The following is a 15,747-nucleotide window of genomic DNA, read 5'->3' on the forward strand; positions in this document are numbered from 1 at the left end:
AGCCACCCATCGAGTCCCATCCAGCGATCGAGCCATCGACCCGTCCCGGAGGCAGCCATGAGCACCGTCACGAGCACCACCACGCACCGCTCGGTCCGCTCCCTCGCCCGCCGCAGCGCATGGCTCGCCAACGCCCTGTTCTGGTCCGCCTTCGCGATCCTGGAGGCCGTCAACCACGGCTGGCTCGCCGGCACCCTCGCGCTCGCCTTCTTCGTCCTGCCGGACCTGACCTTCGTGGTGGCCCTCGACGACGCGCCCCGGATGGCGAAGGGGCAGCTGCCGCCGCGCGCGGTGCCGTACTACAACGCCATGCACCGGGCCCTGATCCCGCTGGTCCTGCTGCTGGCCTACGCCTTCCAGCCCTTCTTCGCCTGGGCCCCCGCCTTCGCGGCCCTGTGCGGCTGGCTCGCCCACATCTCGTACGATCGCGCCTTCGGCTACGGACTGCGTACGAAGGAGGGCTTCCAGCGTGGAACCAAGGAGGGCTTCCAGCGTGACTGACCGTCTCACCCCCCGAGCCCGCGAGATCGCGACGGCCGCCCGGACCCTCCTGGAGGAGTCCGGGCCCACCGCACTCACCCTGCGGACCCTCGCCGACCGCCTCGGCATCAAGGCGCCCTCCCTCTACAAGCACTTCCCCGACAAGCACGCCGTGGAGGTGGAGCTGATCGCGCAGATGCTGGAGGAGTCGGCGGCGGCGATGGAGGCGGCGGAGGAACGCGACCCCGGTTCCCTCCTGACCCTGGCGGAGGCCTACCGCACCTACGCCCTGGACCACCCCCACCTCTACTGCCTCGCCACCGAACGCCCCCTGCCCCGCGCCGCGCTGCCCGCCGGCCTGGAGGAACGAGCCGCGACGCCGCTGATGCGGGTGTGCGGCGGCGACCTCGACCTGGCCCGTTCGGTATGGGCTTTCGCCCACGGGATGGTGGTCCTGGAGATCCACGGACGGTTTCCGGACGACGCCGACCTGGGGGCGGCATGGAAACGAGGCCTGAAGGCGTTCCACCCCTGAGAGTTGTCCCGTGACCGACTCATGGGCGGGCCGAGCTCGGTGGGAAGGCTCGGTGGGAAGGCTTGGTGGGAAGGGGGGCGTCGGATGGGTGAGCAGGCCTTGTGGACAAGGGCCCGGCTGGGCCGGTGCGGACCGTCCCTGGACCTTCTGACCGCCCGCTTCGACAAGCATGTCTACGCCCCGCACGCCCACGACGAGTTCACGGTCGGCGTCTGCGTCGACGGCACCGAGGTCATCGACTACCGCGGCGGCCACATCCGCACAGGCCCCGGCTCCATCGTCGTCCTCGCCCCCGGCGAGGTGCACACGGGCGGCCCCGGCAACGCGACCGACGGCTACGCCTACCGCGCGCTGTACGCGGAGACCTCACTGCTGACGGAAGGAACGCCGGGCGGCGTCCCGCACTTCCGCGAGCCACTGATAGACGACCCCGAACTGGCCTCGGCGATCCTCCTCACCCACACCGAACTGGGCGCCCGCCCCGACCCCCTGGAGACCGAGTCCCGCCTGCCCTGGCTGCTCACGGCCCTGGCCCGCCGCCACTCCACGGCCCGGCCCACGACGGACACGATCCCGGGCGCGGACCGCATCGCTGTAGCCGTACGGGACCGCCTGGCCGACGAACTCCTGGACCCCCCGTCACTGGCGGCGCTGGCCGCGGAACTGGGCCTGTCCCGCTACCAGTTGCTCCGCGCCTTCCGTACGACGATGGGGCTGCCGCCGTACGGCTGGCTGGCCCAGTACCGCGTCACCCGCGCCCGCCGCCTCCTGGACACGGGCCTGCGGCCGGCGGAGGTCGCGTCACTCGTCGGCTTCGCGGACCAGGCGCACCTCACCCGCTGGTTCCGCCGCGTCCTGGGCGTGACCCCGGCGGCATACCGCAACAGCGTTCAAGACCGCAGGCCCTGATCCGGCCGACAGTGTGTGCATGACTGCACGCGGCTGGTTCCTGTTCTCCCTGATGGGAGTGGTCTGGGGCATCCCCTACCTGATGATCAAGGTGGCGGTGGAGGCCCCGCTGTCCCCGTCGGTGGTGGTGTTCACGCGATGCGCGCTGGGCGCGGTGCTGCTGCTGCCGTTCGCGGCGAGGGGCTTGGGTGGGACGGTCAGGCGGGCCTGGAAGCCGATGCTGGCCTTCGCGTGCATCGAGATCATCGGCCCGTGGTTCACGCTGACGGACGCCGAACGCCACCTGTCCAGCTCGACGGCGGGTCTGCTGATCGCCGGGGTGCCGATCGTGGGAGTGGCGCTGGCCCGCTTCTTCGGCGACACGGAGCGGCTCGGGGCGAGGCGGGTGACGGGCCTGGGGCTGGGTCTGGCGGGGGTGGGAATCCTGACGGTCCCGCACCTGACGGGCGGGGACGCCCGCTCGCTGGCGGAGGTACTGGTCACGGTCGTGGGCTACGCGACGGCCCCGCTGATCGCGGCGAGGTGGCTGAGGGACGTCCCGTCGTTGCAGCTCACGGCATCGTGCCTGGGCCTGGCGGCACTGGTGTACGCAACGCCGGCCGCGATGACCTGGCCCGCTGCCATGCCCTCGGCCTCAGTGGTGCTGGCGCTGGTCGGCCTGGGAGTGATCTGCACGGCGGTGGCCTTCGTCGCCTTCCTGGAACTGATCAAGGAGGTCGGTCCGACGAGGTCGACGGTGATCACGTACGTCAACCCGGCGGTGGCGGTGGCGGCGGGGGTGCTGTTCCTGGACGAGAAGCTGACGGTCGGGGTGGGGGCTTCGTTCGCCCTGATCCTCGCGGGCTCGGTGCTGGCGACAGCGGCCGGTCCTGCGAGGGATGAGGGCCCGGTAACATGGTCGACACGGCAGACGAGCCGGGCGGACGGCCGCGTGGAGTCCCCTTGACGGGGGCTTCCCGAGGAACGTCCGGGCTCCACAGGGCAAGGTGGTGGCTAACGGCCACCCGGGGTGACCCGCGGGACAGTGCCACAGAAAACAGACCGCCGGGGACCTCGGTCCTCGGTAAGGGTGAAACGGTGGTGTAAGAGACCACCAGTGCCCAGGGTGACCTGGGCAGCTAGGTAAACCCCACCTGGAGCAAGGTCAAAAGGAGCGCCGTCAAAAGCGCTCTGCGGGGACGTTCGAGGGCTGCCCGCCCGAGTCCCTGGGTAGACCGCACGAGGCCGGCGGCAACGTCGGCCCTAGATGGATGGCCGTCTCCCCGGCCGCCGCGAGGCGGTCGGGCGACAGAACCCGGCGTACAGCCCGACTCGTCTGCCGCTACCCGCGGTTTTGCCGCGGAAATGGTCTCCTATCTGCGACGGAGGTGCTTTCTAACCTTTCGGGGGCTTGCCGCGTTAAGCAGCGAAAAGTCCCTCAAAAAGTCCCTCGGACAGAGCTGAAGTTCCCTGAAAAGTCCCTGGAGCGGAGGATCATGCCTCTGAGCTGGTTCGGGGCGATGGGACATCACGTTGTTGCTCTGTCCACAGTTTGCAATTGCCGTGAGGTGGGAGGTGGTCCGCGGCGGAGCGTTCGTGGGAGCAGACCAGCTTGCAGAGGAACTCCTCGCTTACCTCGAGCCGACGGCGTCGCGATCAAGTTCAGGCTCTGGAGATCTCCGCGGGGCTATGTTGCGATATCCCGGCGACTTCAACGAGAAGGAGAGCAGACCTTCCAATCGGGCAAGAGGATCGCCCGGGACCTCCCCTTGCCCAAACTGAGAGCCCGCTTGGAAGCCGTCATACCCAAAGAGCACCGCCCCACTGCCTGCCCGCTGCAACAAGCCGACCACCCCCTGGCAGCAGGCCATCGACGCCCTTCACGCTTAACTCACCGACAGAGGCGACGGGCGTCCCAGGCCCACATCGTCGCCCTCGGTGAACAATCGAAGCCACCGCCCAACGGGCGCCGGTCAACTTGCGTGCCGAACTCAACGCCACAGTAAAGGCGTTCGCCCACGCTTACAGATCCGGGTCGAAGACTGTGATACCGACGCAGTACGCATTGCAGCCCGAGGCATCGTCCACACTGCTATTTGCCCTGGACGGTAGTGCCCTCGACGCCCTGCTCGCCGCCCTTGTCTGGTCCGCAGTTTTCTAGCGGCGCTGACACGAGGCCAAGCAGCACGCCCACCAAGCCCGTCTCATCAGTCAGACCGTCCACCATCTACACGCCGTCACTGACCAAGCCATAAGCCCCATGCTTGCCGAACTGGGGAATCGCTAGCCCAAGGAACAGCTCCGTCTCACCCTGGCCCAGCGATTTACGCGCCGCCCGTCCCCGACTATGCCGCCCGTATCCTCGTCGACCTCAGCTGGCCCACCCTGGCCACTGTCCTCGCCGACGCCGAAGCGCGCGACCATCAACCCCGCCAGCACCTCAAGGACGCCGCTGCACAACGCGAATGGACACCGCTCGCCAGCCCGCCCGCGTTCTGACCACCCTCATCTAGCACACTGGCCGAGATCCGGTACCTAACGGGCGCGCCGAAGCCGCTGGCCGACGTCCCATCATCGCAGGCTTGGGTTTCTACCCAGCAGAGCCGTAAACCCCAGTCGGAGCAGCCGAACTCGCCCGCCGCACACGCGAAGCATTGGCCTAAAGCTGCCCACCAACCGGCCGACGAAAGGACACGAACCGCGGCTCAGCGGACAACCGATGCCAGCCCCCAGCACTGCCGCCCGCCCTCGAATCCATGACCCTGCTGATCGCCACCGTCATCGTCCACGACCAGGCCACCAACCGCGTCGTCTTCCTACAGCGCATCCAAAACGGTCAAATTTACCCAGGGCACGTGGGACCTCCCCGTCGGCAAGAGTGAGCCTGGCGAGCCCGTCACCGAAACCGCCGTACGCGAGCTGTACGAAGAGAGCGGCCTGACCGTGGAGCCCGAGTCCCTCACAGCCGTCCAGATCATCCACGGCGCTCGAGGCGTCGAAGTCCCCAACGGCTTCCTCACCGTCGTCTTCGTCGCCCAATGGACCGGCGAGCCCGGAACCGCGAGCCTCGAAAGCATGCTCAGGTCCGGTGGGCGAAGACGCTGTACCTGAGCTGTTGTTGACACGACTGCAGTGCACTCCATCACTACTTGCGTGGCGGAGCGCAGGTGTCGTTGGCCGACTGGCCGGCCTGAGCGCCGAGATCCTCTGGCGCCTGGCGCAGAAAAACTGTGAGAATTTCGACCGACCTCGTACATGCATGCTTGGTTGACCCCTCTTCCTTGTAGGGTGATCGGCATGAGCCTCATGGTGCCCGAGTGGACTCGGGAGACGACGACCCCGACTCTTGCCGCATGTAAGGCGGCAAACTTCCCACGACTGCGCTACATGGGGTCCAAGTACAAATTGGTTCCACAGTTGGCGGAGACCTTTGCTGAGATTGGTGGGACTAGAGCCCTCGATGCCTTCAGTGGTAGCGGGGTCGTCTCATACTTGCTCAAGGCCATGGGCTACTCGGTGACATCGAATGACTTCCTGAACTTCCCTACCGTGATCTCTCGTGCTGCCGTCGCAAATCAAAGCGAGGTGCTCAGTGACGCAGATATTGATCTCATCACGGGTCCGGCGGCTGATGATCGCGACTTTATTCAGTCGAAATTTAAGGGAATGTATTTCACGGATGAGGACAGGATTTTCCTAGACGCAGCATGGTCGCATATCGACAACATGTCCGGGGCTAAGCGTGACCTGGCAATTGCTGCCCTAGTTTTGTCTGCAGCTCGTAAACAACCGCGTGGCGTTTTTACATTCACGGATCTTCGGTATGACGATGGCCGACGCGACCTGCACCTCCCCCTGCGTGAACATTTCCGCGAGCGTGCCGCAGAGTACAATCAGGCAGTATTCGACAATGAGATGGATTGTAACGCCGTCACAGGGGAGGTATTCGATATCTCCGCCGACGGATTTGACCTCGTCTATCTCGATCCCCCGTACGCGCCACCCAAGGACGATAACTGCTATGTAAAGCGGTACCACTTCCTGGAAGGGCTCTCCGTTTACTGGAGAGGGCAGGAAATCATGGAGAACACGAAAACCAAGAAATTGGTTAAGAAGTTCACCCCTTTCTCCTATAAGAAGACTATCGAAGATGCCCTGCTGCGCACGTTCGATAGGTTTTCAAAGTCGACCATTGTCCTCTCCTATTCATCAAATGCTGTCCCGGACGTGGAAACGATCAAGCGGATTCTTTCTGAAGTAAAATCTGATGTGGAGGTAATCTCGATTAACCATAAGTATTCATTTGGTACGCACGCCACAGCGGCTCGTCGAAATGCTTCAGAGTACATTTTCATCGGACGGTAGGGTTCAGTGCCTGATACTTCCACTTTTGACGATTACCTCAACTCTCTTACGCGTCTGACGGAGCATGTTGATCCGACGCTAGATACCTTTGACTCGGCGCTTATCAAACAGGCCGGAAATTCGCTAGACAGTCTTCCGGAAATAAGCAGAGAATCTCTTGCGCTATGGGTTTCTACCCATAGCGATTGGGGGCATGTTCTCGGGCTTGCTGTAGGGCTTCCGCAGGAGAAGTTTAAGAACAACCTGAAACAGTTGTTCGGGACGAGTGGTTGGGTCACTCTCGCGCGGCGATCTCCAGATGAACTTGTAAAGAAGCTGGATGAGGAGTTCGGCCTCGTGGCCGCTATTGAGGCGCAGCGAGGCCGCTCGTACAGCTTCGGTGATCTACTGGCTGAACGCGGTGGCGGTCGACGTAGTGCTGCACGTGCCGGAAATTCTGGGAGAAGTCTCGAAGATAGAATTGAGGAAATCGCTAAAGAACTAGGCTTGCAGTACAGCGTGCGAACGCGCTTTGTTGGCGTTGGAAACCAGACTGCTCCTTGTGACCTAGTGCTCCCGAATGGCCTTAATGCAGAGATTGCCGTGGCGGCAAAGGGTTTCGATTCAACAGGGTCAAAACTTACGGACGCGGTCAGAGAGATTAAAGAAATGGCCGACGTGAGAATGCCTAGGCAGTTCATCTTTGCGGTGGTGGATGGGATTGGATGGCTGAGCCGTCAAGCCGACCTGCGCAGTCTCCATCAACTTTGGATGGAGCGTAAGATCGACGGTTTGTACAATGTGGCCAGCCTTGCTCAGTTCAGGGATGACCTTGAGGACGCTGCCCGACGAACGCGACTTCTGTAGTCGATTCGTTCATATTTGCCACGATAAGCGAGGCTCTGGCGGGGCTGGGATGATCAACATCATGCTTGGTCCTGCTGCTGAAATTGGCGCTGGAGGCGTTCGCGAGGGCTAACGGACCTCAGTTGGGCAGTCATGAGCCAAGAGGCACAGAAGTGAAAGTAAAATCCACCGCCTGATCCGCAGAATGAGGATCAGGCGGTGGTGATTCTGTCGAGTGCGCAAATACTTTCTCCTCGCGCTCGATAGTTTTAAATGCCCCCTTTCGTCATACCTTCTTGGAGTCGAGTTCCTGCAGCAAGCGTGTGCCCAGGTCCCGACACTTCGTCTGGTTTTTAAAGAGAGGCTGCGGGTACGCCTCGGGATAGTGTCTGCTGACAAGGGACACCAGAAGTTCGGCTGCTCTGAAGGTCGTTTGGCGGATTCTTTCCTCCGTGAATGGAGAAGTGAAGTTGTGCGACCCCTGCACGGCCTGCAGCTTGAGATGCTTCATGACCGCCCAAAGCATAAGACGGTTTCCGTGAACCACTACAAGCCGATCGCGGCCGTCGCGTGCCTCGCGTTGCTCCTCTAGCGCCCGGTCCACTCCCCGCATGAGTTCTACGGCTGCCCACAGCCGAGATCCGGAGACTGACGGGTTAAAAAGGGCCTTGTATGGAGCTCGGGAAGTGTCCTCCCAAAGGCGACTGATTTCTCGCTTCGCCAGAACGGCTTCGGTGACACCATATGCGCAGGACAGAGCGATGGTTGCGTCAGTGAGATCGCATCCCTTGGCTGGGTCGGTGACCGACTCCCCCGACCGGTATGCATAACGCAGACCGGAGACAGCGAATTCCATCCTCAAGCGTTCCTGTTCCGGATCCAGGGCGACAAATTCCCTTCCTCCGACACGGTTTTGTGTGTTCGTTCGCCTGGTTACAAGTCGGGCGAACTCTCCATCTGGATCTTCGAGGGTGACGAACCTGACGAATACATCAGCCGATTCGAGCAGCTCAGGATTGGTGGCCGCTGCTTTCGTCAAGGAGCTGACGGTCTGCGCACCGTTGACGACGCTCGCTCGGCGGAAACTAAAGTTCCCAGACTTTTGGTTTACGTGAGGGGCCTGTTGAAATGACTCTGAGATGACTGTGATCCCGTTGCTGAAGAACCAGAATCGTGACGAATCTGTGCGCGCGGTGGACATGATGGCTTCGTTGATATCGGTTCCGACAAGTGCTCCGCGAATATTGCGTGAGAAGAGCAGGTCGCCGTGCTCTTGGTACCACTTCACCACTTCCTGGGCAGAGGCAGTTCCGTAGTAGGCGATGCAACCAGCTTCCTGGTAGATACCCCAGTTGCGAAGATTCACGGACAGGTCAATCTGTGCATTGCGTGATGCAGCGACACTCGAATACAAACGTTCTTGGTTGAGATATACCCAGCTGGCGATTTCCGTTGCGTCATTCATCTGTGCGCAGAATTCGTCCAACGCCTTTTTCTGATGTTCTGCTAGCTCCGAAGTACCGGTCGTCGATACAACGAGTTCCAGACGAGTTCCAGGCTGGAAGAGAATATCCTCGATTTCTGCCCGCCGGTCCCTAATCGGCCCGCCAAAACTGTGCCAGTCGTTATTGATGAGCTGTCGGACGCCTTGAATGAACTTCAGAACGTCACCTTGCTCGATGCCCGTATTTGCTACCCCTGTCCACTTGCTCTGCACGAGAACCAGCGTCGCGCGATCAGCCGCGTAGGCGATCCCGTCGATGCCGCCATCAAGAGCGTGATCCGTTACAGATTTACCTGATGTGTTGTCGGACAGTCCCGTGCGCTCCGAAATGCTTAGGGCTGCAACGGCCCGGGAGAGTTGGTGGTGCTCTTGCTTAGCGCCGTCGATGTCTACATGCGGGAGGAAACTTGCCTCCAAGTGCCGACGGATCTGTGCGAGGTGCAGTTCGCTCATGAAGCAACGCTACTGGCGGACCTCTCATTGGGACAGTACTTTTGACCATCTCCAGCGGGTGTGCCTGAGTGGTTCGGCGGCTTTTCCTGAGGCAGGGCCTACGAGTGGATGTGGTGCGTACGTCCGGCCCGGGGCAGGGTGACACCGTCGATCAGCCCTTCATCTCGTAACTTCGCCGGACGGTGCCTGGTCTGCTCGATACACACCTCGGGGGGCGATCACCCCGGTGCATCTGCTCGGCGGTGGCCATCCGGTACTGCACCAGCACCGCCAGTGCCAGCCGGTCGCCACCGCCGGCATCCACGTCCGTCATGGTGGACTCACCTCTCCTGGACGGGGTGGCGCCGTCCTGTCCGGCGCTACGCGTAGCAGTCACCTCAGCAGCCGACCCCGACCGCACCAGCGACCACGAAGCCCCGACCACGGTTACGATGTGGCAACACCGCCTACGACTCGACCGGCATCAGCACCGACATCCGCACCGACAGCGACACGTCCCTCCCCGCCGCGGTCGGCATACTCACAGGTCAACGCGGCTTCGCCGGCGTGGTCGGCAGGCCGACATCCCCCTCTGCACACCCCGCGCTCGCCCCCAAGAAAGAAGAATGGGGGCAGGGGACTGCGGGTGGACGGGCGGTGCGTGCCGCCGGGGATCGGGGCGGCGGTTTTTCACGTTGTGTGTCGGCGGCCGCCTCCGCGCTCGGGCGCCGCGGCAATGTCGCGCACATCAGCAACAACGTCCGGCACGCCGGGCGCGGATCCGATGGACATGGTCTTCCGGCGCTTCGACCTCAGGGGGCCAGGTCGGCGAGGAGCGGATCGAGGACGATCTCCTCCTCGATCCGCACCCCCAGTTCGGTCAGAGCCACCGGCAGGGCGGGGTCCCACGCCGCGGTGGCCGGTGTGCCGGTCAGCGGTGGTGCCAAGGGTGTGGCCGCGGCCGCCGTGAGGTAGTCGGCGGCCGTGTAGCGCCACGGCTGCCACGGCACGCGCCGCAGCAGCGCCCCGGCAATGCGCAGCCCGCCCCAGTCGAAGTCACCGTGGTAGCAGAGCCGGGACCCCTGGCTGTGTAGGTGACGCAGCAGAGTGAGAGCGGCGGCCGAAGGCTGGCCCTGAAGGCAGATCAGCGGCGCGCAGGCAGGCCCGTAGGTGTCGGCTGCCGTGGCCAGGACTGTCGGGTTCTCGCAGACGTACACGACCGGAGGCGCCGTTCGCGGCGGGCTGTGGGTGAGCTGGCGCAGGGTCAGGACGGTCGGTTCGCCCGCATCCGTCATCCAGTCCAGGGCGGGGGTGCCGCGCAGGCCCAGGGTGAGGACGGTGGAGGACAGGGCGTCCCGGAGCAGACCGGCCGAGGCCCAGGCCTCGCGCCGCCACTCGGCGCCGCTGCCGTCCGGGAAGCCCGTCAGGGCGCGTACCCCGGACAGGACGACGGTGGCCAGTGGGGTGCCGTCGTCGAGGGCGTGGGCGTCGCCGAGTGCGGTGGCCGCGAAGGCGGGCAGGGATACGGCGGGGGCGGCAGGTAGCGCCCGTAGCGCCGTCGCCGCTTCGGTGAGCAAGGTCTTCGCCGCTTCGGGGGTGCGGGCGAGACGGCGTAGAAGACCTTCCCCGCGCAACCGATCTGCCCAGGACGACAGTTCGGGCCGCAGCGTTGCGAGTGGGGTGTACGCGTCCTGCCACGCCGCCGCCTCACGCGCGCGTATCTCGGCCAGGCGGTCGACCGGGCCGGTGAGCGTGGTGACCGCCGGGGCGAGGCCGTCGGGGCTGATGCCGGAGCGGCGCAGCATGTCGTCCACCGCGTCCAGGCGTACGGTCAGTGAGCGGCCGGTGCCGGGGCTTCGGCCCAGCAGGCGTTCGGCGGCCGCGCGCTCGGCGGTGGTGGGGGCCGCCAACGTGACCGGGCCGGTGAGCGGCTCGTCCCGCTCCATGCGGCGGCGTATCCGTTCGACCAGCCAGACCAGGTCGGGGTCGCCGAGCAGGCGGCCGAGGCGGTCCCGGTCGACGCGCGCGACGGGTTCTCGGACGAGGTCGGGGTGTTCGGGGCCGCTCACGGCCACAGCCCTTCCTGGTCCGAGCCGGGTGCCATCGCCTCAACCGTGGCGGTCGAAGGTCCCGTCTGGGCCGGAAGTACCGCAAGGCCATGCTCCGGCTCGCCGCCTCGGACACGCTCGGCCCCGTCCCACTCCCAACGGGTCACCAGCACCGCCGCGATCTCGTCGACGCGCGAGAGCTGAGCGATGGCGATGCCCGGGACCTGGGGGTAACAGGCCCATTCGCGTTCGCTGGTCATCACCACGTCCAGGTCGAAGGCGTGCAGCAGGCCCAGGCACTTGGCGCGGGAGTCGTCGTCCACGCCCGCGAACGCCTCGTCCAGGGTGACCAGGCGCGGGGCGTCGGGGGCGGCCGTGGCGTAGTGCGAGGAGGCGGCGGCGAACAGGGGGACGGAGACGGCCAGGACGCGTTCGCCGCCGGAGGCGGGGCCGGTGGCCGGGACCCAGGTGCCGTGCTGGTGGCGTTCGATGCCGAACTCGTGCCAGGCACGGTAGTCGAGCGCCGCGGTGAGGACCTCCAGCCAGCTGCCCGCCGCGTCGTCGGACTGCCGGCGGGCGATCTCGGCCTGCAGGAACTCCCCGACGGCCGTCCGGTCCTCGGGTGCCCAGGCGTCCGCGGACTGGCGCAGGCGTTCGCGTGCCTGGGCCAGGCCGGTCGGTGCCTTGCGCGAGGGGCGCCACACCAGGCGCAGTCGCATGCCGGTGGAGGTGGGGCGTTCCTGGAGTTCGGCGTTCATGGCCCGTACCTGGCGTTCGGCGGCGGCGATCAGTTCCTGCAGGGTGCCGGCGACCTCGGTGAGCAGGTGGGTTTCGAGGATCTCGCGTTCGTGCGCGGACAGGATGCGCGCCAGTTCGGTCGTCTCGGTGGTGAGGGCCGCGGCCAGTTCGGGCACGGTCCGGCGGCGGCCCTGGTAGACGATGTCGACGACCATGCCGTCCTCGACCATGCGGGCCGTGGCGGTGTGACCGCCTCGGGAGAGGGCGTCCTGGAGTTTCTTGTACTCCTCGCTGAGCCGCTTCTGCACGCGTTCCCAGGCGCCGTCGGAGTCGTCGGTGCCCGACGGGCCCGACAGCTGGGCCTCGATGGTACGGGCGAGTGCTACGGCCGGGGTGGCCGCCCATGGGCCGTCATCCGGCGGGGGAACGGCCGTCTCGGGAAGGGCTACGGTCAACAGGCCGGTGGCCGCGAAGCGTTGGAGCGCGGCGATCGCCTCGGCGCGCGAGGCGGCGGCGTCGTGTACGTCCTTCTCCAGCTGCTCGATACGGCCCTCCGCATGGCCCACGCGCCGGCCGGCGGCGGTGTGTTCCTCGCGGGAGGTGCGTTGGTCGCGCTCGCACGTGGCCAGGGCCTCGGCGGTGGCGGCAAGGCGCCGCTCCAGCTCCGCGACCGCGGTGCCGACGGTGGAACGCAAGGTGGTGTGGCGTTCGTCGGCGGTGGCCGCCAATCGGGCCGACTCTTCCGCGCGCAGGGCCAGTTCGGCGACCCGCGTGCCGGCTTGTTCGGCTTCCGTGCGCTCGGCGGCCGCCATGCGCCCGGCTTCGGTTCGCTCGCGCAGGGCGGGCCACAGTGCGGCGAGGACGGCGGTGTAGTCGGCCAGTGCCTGGCGGACGGCTGTCAGGTGCGGCCGGTCGGTGGGCAGGTTCACGGCGGCCGCGGTGTCGGTGAGTTCGGTGGTGGCCTCGGCTTCCTTCCCGGCTGCTGCGGCCAGTTCGGCGGCGCGTTCGTCCTGGCGGGTGCGGGCCCGGTGGGCGGCGTCCGCGGCGGCCGCGGCCAGCGCGTGCGCGTGGCGCAGGGCGGCGTCGTCGGGGACGGCGGCCAGTTCGGCGTCCAGGGTGCGCCGACGCCGGGTCACCGTGACCCTTTCGGCCTCCACTTGAGTCAACTCGCCTGCCAAGTCGTCGAGTTCGCCATGCAGTACGACCATCCGGGCCCGGCGCGCCTCCTCGCGGGCGCCCTCGCCGACGTAGACGGCCGCCTGCTTCGACCAGCTACCGGTCAGCGCCCCGATCCGGAAGTGACCGTCCACCGCCACCCATGTGCCGCCGGAACTGCCGGGGCCGAGCCCCACCGCGGTCAGGAGGCGGGCCACCGTCTGTTCGCCCACCGCCACCGCCCGTGCGTCACCGTGGTCCACCGCGGGGCGCAGCACGTCAGCGAGTACCGGGCCGGCCTGCGGCGCGCCGGGTGACAGCAGAACGTCATGCCCGTCGGCAGCCACCGTCGTACCGTCCGCACGCACCCAGGCGTCCAGCAGACCGGAAGCCTCCAACGCGGCTTCCAATCCAGCGCGTTCATCCGGCGTGACGTGGTCGTGGAAGTCGACCAGACGCCACAACGGCGCCCCGGGTGCCTGCTCGCGCACGCCAGGAGTACGCGTGTGGGGGGCCGCGGGAGCACGCTGGCCGCCCGCCTCCAGGTCCGTCAGCTCCCGCTCCGTCTCGGCTCGCCGGGCGGTCAGTTCCGTCAGGCGTTGGCCGAGGGCGGCCGTCCGGTCGGCCAGGTGAGCGGCCCGGGTGCGATGGGCGTCGGCGGTGTGCACCCGCGCGGGCGAGGGCCCTTGCAGGTGTGTGACCCAGTCCTGCAGGCCGTCCAGCAGGCCCGTCGGATCCTGGGGCCGCAACTCCTCGCACACATCGAGGTGTTCGCGTACGGCGGCCACCAGCTCCCGGCCCGCCTCGGTGGCGGCGGCCTCCGCCTGGGCCCGCCGCTCGGCGGTGTGCCCGGCCTCGGTCTGGGCCTCGTCCAGTCGGCGGGCCGCGGCGCGCCGTTCGGCCGCAGCCTGCTCGGCCCGTGACGCCAGTTCCTCCACGTGATCCAGGGTGCGCCGTCTGCGCGCCACCGACTCCCCGGCCACACGGCGCAGTTCGGCCTCCGGGGCACCCTCGGCGCGCAGCTCGCCGTCCAGGTGCGCGGCCGCAGCCGCCTCCCGCTCGCGCGCCAGCATGTCCGCGACCTGCTCCTCGGCCGCCGCCAGACGCCTGCCCGCGCTCTCCAGACGACCCAGGGCGCGGGTATGGGCCTGGGCGGCCTGCTCCCGGTCCGCCTCGGCGCGGGCCACATCGGACGCTGTGCGGCGGGCGTCGGCCGCAGCCTGCTCCAGCTCGCGCGCGCTGCGCATCTCCGGGCCCTCGCGCAGCGCGGCCTCCTGCGCCTTCAGCCGTGTGGCACGCTCCTCCAGCTCCATCAGCCGTACGGCGATCCGTTCCCGCTCCTCCTCGGCCTGGGACCGCGCGCTCTGGGCCTGCGCGAGGTCGCGGCCCAACTGCTCGTAGCGGGCGTGCTCGTGGCGGGGCAGCCGGGCTCGGCGGCGGGTGGCGACACGGGCGTAACGGCGGTAGTGATCCAGGAAGGCGGATGCCGCCCGCTCGGCCTCGGTGGCCGCCCGCAGCTCCTCCTTCTCCTCGTCCAACGACCGGAACGCCTCGGCCACATCGGCGATCACCGCCTGGTCCATCGGCGGCAGCGCCTCGGTCAGCGCACGCGACAGCGCCGCCTCGTTGGGCCGCTTCGACAGCTGCGGCTGGCGCAGCTGGATCAGCAGGTCCACCAGGGCCGCGTACCGCCGCTCACCCAGCCCGAACAACGCCTCGTCCACCGCCCTGCGATACGCGGTGGCGGTGTCGTACACCATGCCGCGTCCGGCGAGCGCCTCCGCAAGCCGGTCCCGCGACAGGGCGGTGCCGGTCGCGTCGAGCAGGCTCAGTTCGGCGCCGATGCGCTGGTCGGTGACGGCGTACCAGTGACGGGCGATGCCGCGTCCCGCGACCGCCTTCAGTCCGCAGGCCAGGGTGATGAAGCGGTCCTGTCCGGTGGCCTCGTCGTGGCGGCCGAACTCGATCCAGGTGTAGCCCAGCCGCTCGGGGTGCGGGTGCTGTCCGCCTAGCAGCAGGTTCCACTCCATGCGCTTGCCCGGGTCGGCGTCGGGCTCCACCCGCCGCGCGGACAGGTCGCCGTCGAGGAGGAAGGGCAGGGTCAGGGCGAGGACCTTGGACTTGCCGGTGCCGTTGTTGCCGCGCAGCAGCAGTCGGCCGTCGCGGAACCAGAACTCCTCGGTGTCGTAGTAGAACAGGTCCACCAGGCCGACGCGCAGTGGCCGCCACCGGCCGGGCGTGGGGGCGGGCAGGGCGGCGGTCACGGCCATCACGTCTTTCGCTCAGAGGTGCGGGGGCGGGGGACACCTGGTTCTTGTACGACGGTCTCGCCGACCGCGTACCGGGCCAGCGCCGGCAGCGGGACGATGCCGCCGGGTACGGCGGTGACCAGGCCCAGTGCGGTCAGCTTGGCCAGTGCCTGATCCACCAACTCGCTTTCCGCGCCGGGCTGCTTTGCGCTCTTGGACCAGAACCCGCCGTGCTCGATGGCCAGTTTCCGCACCCTCTCCTCCAACTCCGCACGGCTGACGGCACCGTCCGCGCTCGCGAGGTGCTCGGCGAGCAGCAGCGTGACGTGCCCGTGGGTGCCTTGCTCGGGCATGCGGACGTCGGTCAGGTCGTCCAGCGGGTCGACCATGGCGATGCCCTCGGCCCGCACCTCCGCGACCAGGCCGGTGAGTTCGGTGATCCGTGCGGTGATGAAGGCACGCTGGCGGGTCAGGTAGGCCAGTTCCTCGTCGGTCAACTCCTCGTAGTACAGCACCGGATCGTCCAGC

The 15,747-nt window shown here is 66.9% G+C and carries 10 protein-coding genes, 1 other RNA gene and 2 pseudogenes; 8 read left to right on the forward strand and 5 right to left on the reverse strand.

What is annotated here, in order from left to right; translation table 11 throughout:
* The first annotated feature begins 57 nt into the window (after window positions 1-57).
* The 8 genes and pseudogenes from QF037_RS33180 to QF037_RS33220 all read left to right on the forward strand — a co-directional run bounded on the left by QF037_RS33180 (window position 58) and on the right by QF037_RS33220 (window position 7,114).
* On the forward strand, window positions 58-501 hold the full coding sequence (locus QF037_RS33180) for a DUF4260 family protein (RefSeq protein WP_307031630.1): 444 nt from the start codon (window positions 58-60) through the stop codon (window positions 499-501).
* Window positions 494-1,015 carry a TetR/AcrR family transcriptional regulator gene (locus QF037_RS33185; RefSeq protein ID WP_307031632.1) on the forward strand — a complete coding sequence of 174 codons (522 nt, stop codon included), beginning with the start codon at window positions 494-496 and terminating at the stop codon, window positions 1,013-1,015. Before QF037_RS33180 ends, QF037_RS33185 begins: the two co-directional genes overlap by 8 nt.
* Before the next feature lie 84 nt (window positions 1,016-1,099).
* The gene (locus tag QF037_RS33190) at window positions 1,100-1,924 is read left to right on the forward strand and encodes an AraC family transcriptional regulator (protein ID WP_307031634.1); all 825 of its coding nucleotides are present in this window, start codon (window positions 1,100-1,102) and stop codon (window positions 1,922-1,924) included.
* Between the two features lie 82 nt (window positions 1,925-2,006).
* Window positions 2,007-2,720 (forward strand): annotated as a pseudogene (locus QF037_RS51070) (DMT family transporter); the annotation flags it as partial.
* 115 nt (window positions 2,721-2,835) lie between these two features.
* Window positions 2,836-3,242: RNase P RNA component class A (rnpB, locus tag QF037_RS33205), an RNA gene on the forward strand.
* 1,326 nt (window positions 3,243-4,568) lie between these two features.
* Window positions 4,569-5,097 (forward strand): annotated as a pseudogene (locus QF037_RS33210) (NUDIX domain-containing protein).
* A gap of 103 nt (window positions 5,098-5,200) precedes the next feature.
* Window positions 5,201-6,268 (forward strand): DNA adenine methylase, encoded by a 1,068-nt coding sequence (locus QF037_RS33215; protein ID WP_307031640.1) that lies wholly within the window; start codon window positions 5,201-5,203, stop codon window positions 6,266-6,268.
* A gap of 6 nt (window positions 6,269-6,274) precedes the next feature.
* A complete protein-coding gene (locus tag QF037_RS33220) occupies window positions 6,275-7,114 on the forward strand; it encodes a hypothetical protein (protein WP_307031642.1) in 840 nt (279 codons plus the stop codon).
* A gap of 265 nt (window positions 7,115-7,379) precedes the next feature.
* Here the strand turns inward: QF037_RS33220 and QF037_RS33225 are convergent, their stop codons facing one another.
* The 5 genes from QF037_RS33225 to QF037_RS51075 all read right to left on the reverse strand — a co-directional run bounded on the left by QF037_RS33225 (window position 7,380) and on the right by QF037_RS51075 (window position 15,734).
* Complete coding sequence (locus tag QF037_RS33225; RefSeq protein WP_307031644.1) at window positions 7,380-9,050, reverse strand: AIPR family protein; 1,671 nt, start codon at window positions 9,048-9,050, stop codon at window positions 7,380-7,382.
* A gap of 151 nt (window positions 9,051-9,201) precedes the next feature.
* A complete protein-coding gene (locus tag QF037_RS33230; RefSeq protein ID WP_307031646.1) occupies window positions 9,202-9,363 on the reverse strand; it encodes a hypothetical protein in 162 nt (53 codons plus the stop codon).
* 478 nt (window positions 9,364-9,841) lie between these two features.
* Window positions 9,842-11,098 carry a TIGR02679 family protein gene (locus QF037_RS33235; RefSeq protein ID WP_307031648.1) on the reverse strand — a complete coding sequence of 419 codons (1,257 nt, stop codon included), beginning with the start codon at window positions 11,096-11,098 and terminating at the stop codon, window positions 9,842-9,844.
* On the reverse strand, window positions 11,095-15,240 hold the full coding sequence (locus QF037_RS33240; protein ID WP_307031650.1) for a TIGR02680 family protein: 4,146 nt from the start codon (window positions 15,238-15,240) through the stop codon (window positions 11,095-11,097). Before QF037_RS33240 ends, QF037_RS33235 begins: the two co-directional genes overlap by 4 nt.
* Window positions 15,240-15,734, reverse strand: a complete 495-nt coding sequence (locus tag QF037_RS51075) for a TIGR02678 family protein (protein ID WP_373463849.1) — start codon at window positions 15,732-15,734, stop codon at window positions 15,240-15,242. The genes QF037_RS33240 and QF037_RS51075 overlap by 1 nt, the downstream gene beginning before the upstream one ends.
* Window positions 15,735-15,747: the final 13 nt, after the last annotated feature.

The organism is Streptomyces canus, assembly GCF_030815415.1.
Lineage (GTDB): Bacteria > Actinomycetota > Actinomycetes > Streptomycetales > Streptomycetaceae > Streptomyces > Streptomyces canus_F.

Bases quoted from the DNA above. Each gene is read 5' to 3' on its own strand.
- QF037_RS33225 (WP_307031644.1), bottom strand. From the start codon at position 9,050: ATGAGCGAACTGCACCTCGCACAGATCCGTCGGCACTTGGAGGCAAGT.
- QF037_RS33190 (WP_307031634.1), top strand. From the start codon at position 1,100: ATGGGTGAGCAGGCCTTGTGGACAAGGGCCCGGCTGGGCCGGTGCGGA.
- QF037_RS33230 (WP_307031646.1), bottom strand. From the start codon at position 9,363: ATGACGGACGTGGATGCCGGCGGTGGCGACCGGCTGGCACTGGCGGTG.
- QF037_RS33180 (WP_307031630.1), top strand. From the start codon at position 58: ATGAGCACCGTCACGAGCACCACCACGCACCGCTCGGTCCGCTCCCTC.
- QF037_RS33215 (WP_307031640.1), top strand. From the start codon at position 5,201: ATGAGCCTCATGGTGCCCGAGTGGACTCGGGAGACGACGACCCCGACT.
- QF037_RS33240 (WP_307031650.1), bottom strand. From the start codon at position 15,240: ATGGCCGTGACCGCCGCCCTGCCCGCCCCCACGCCCGGCCGGTGGCGG.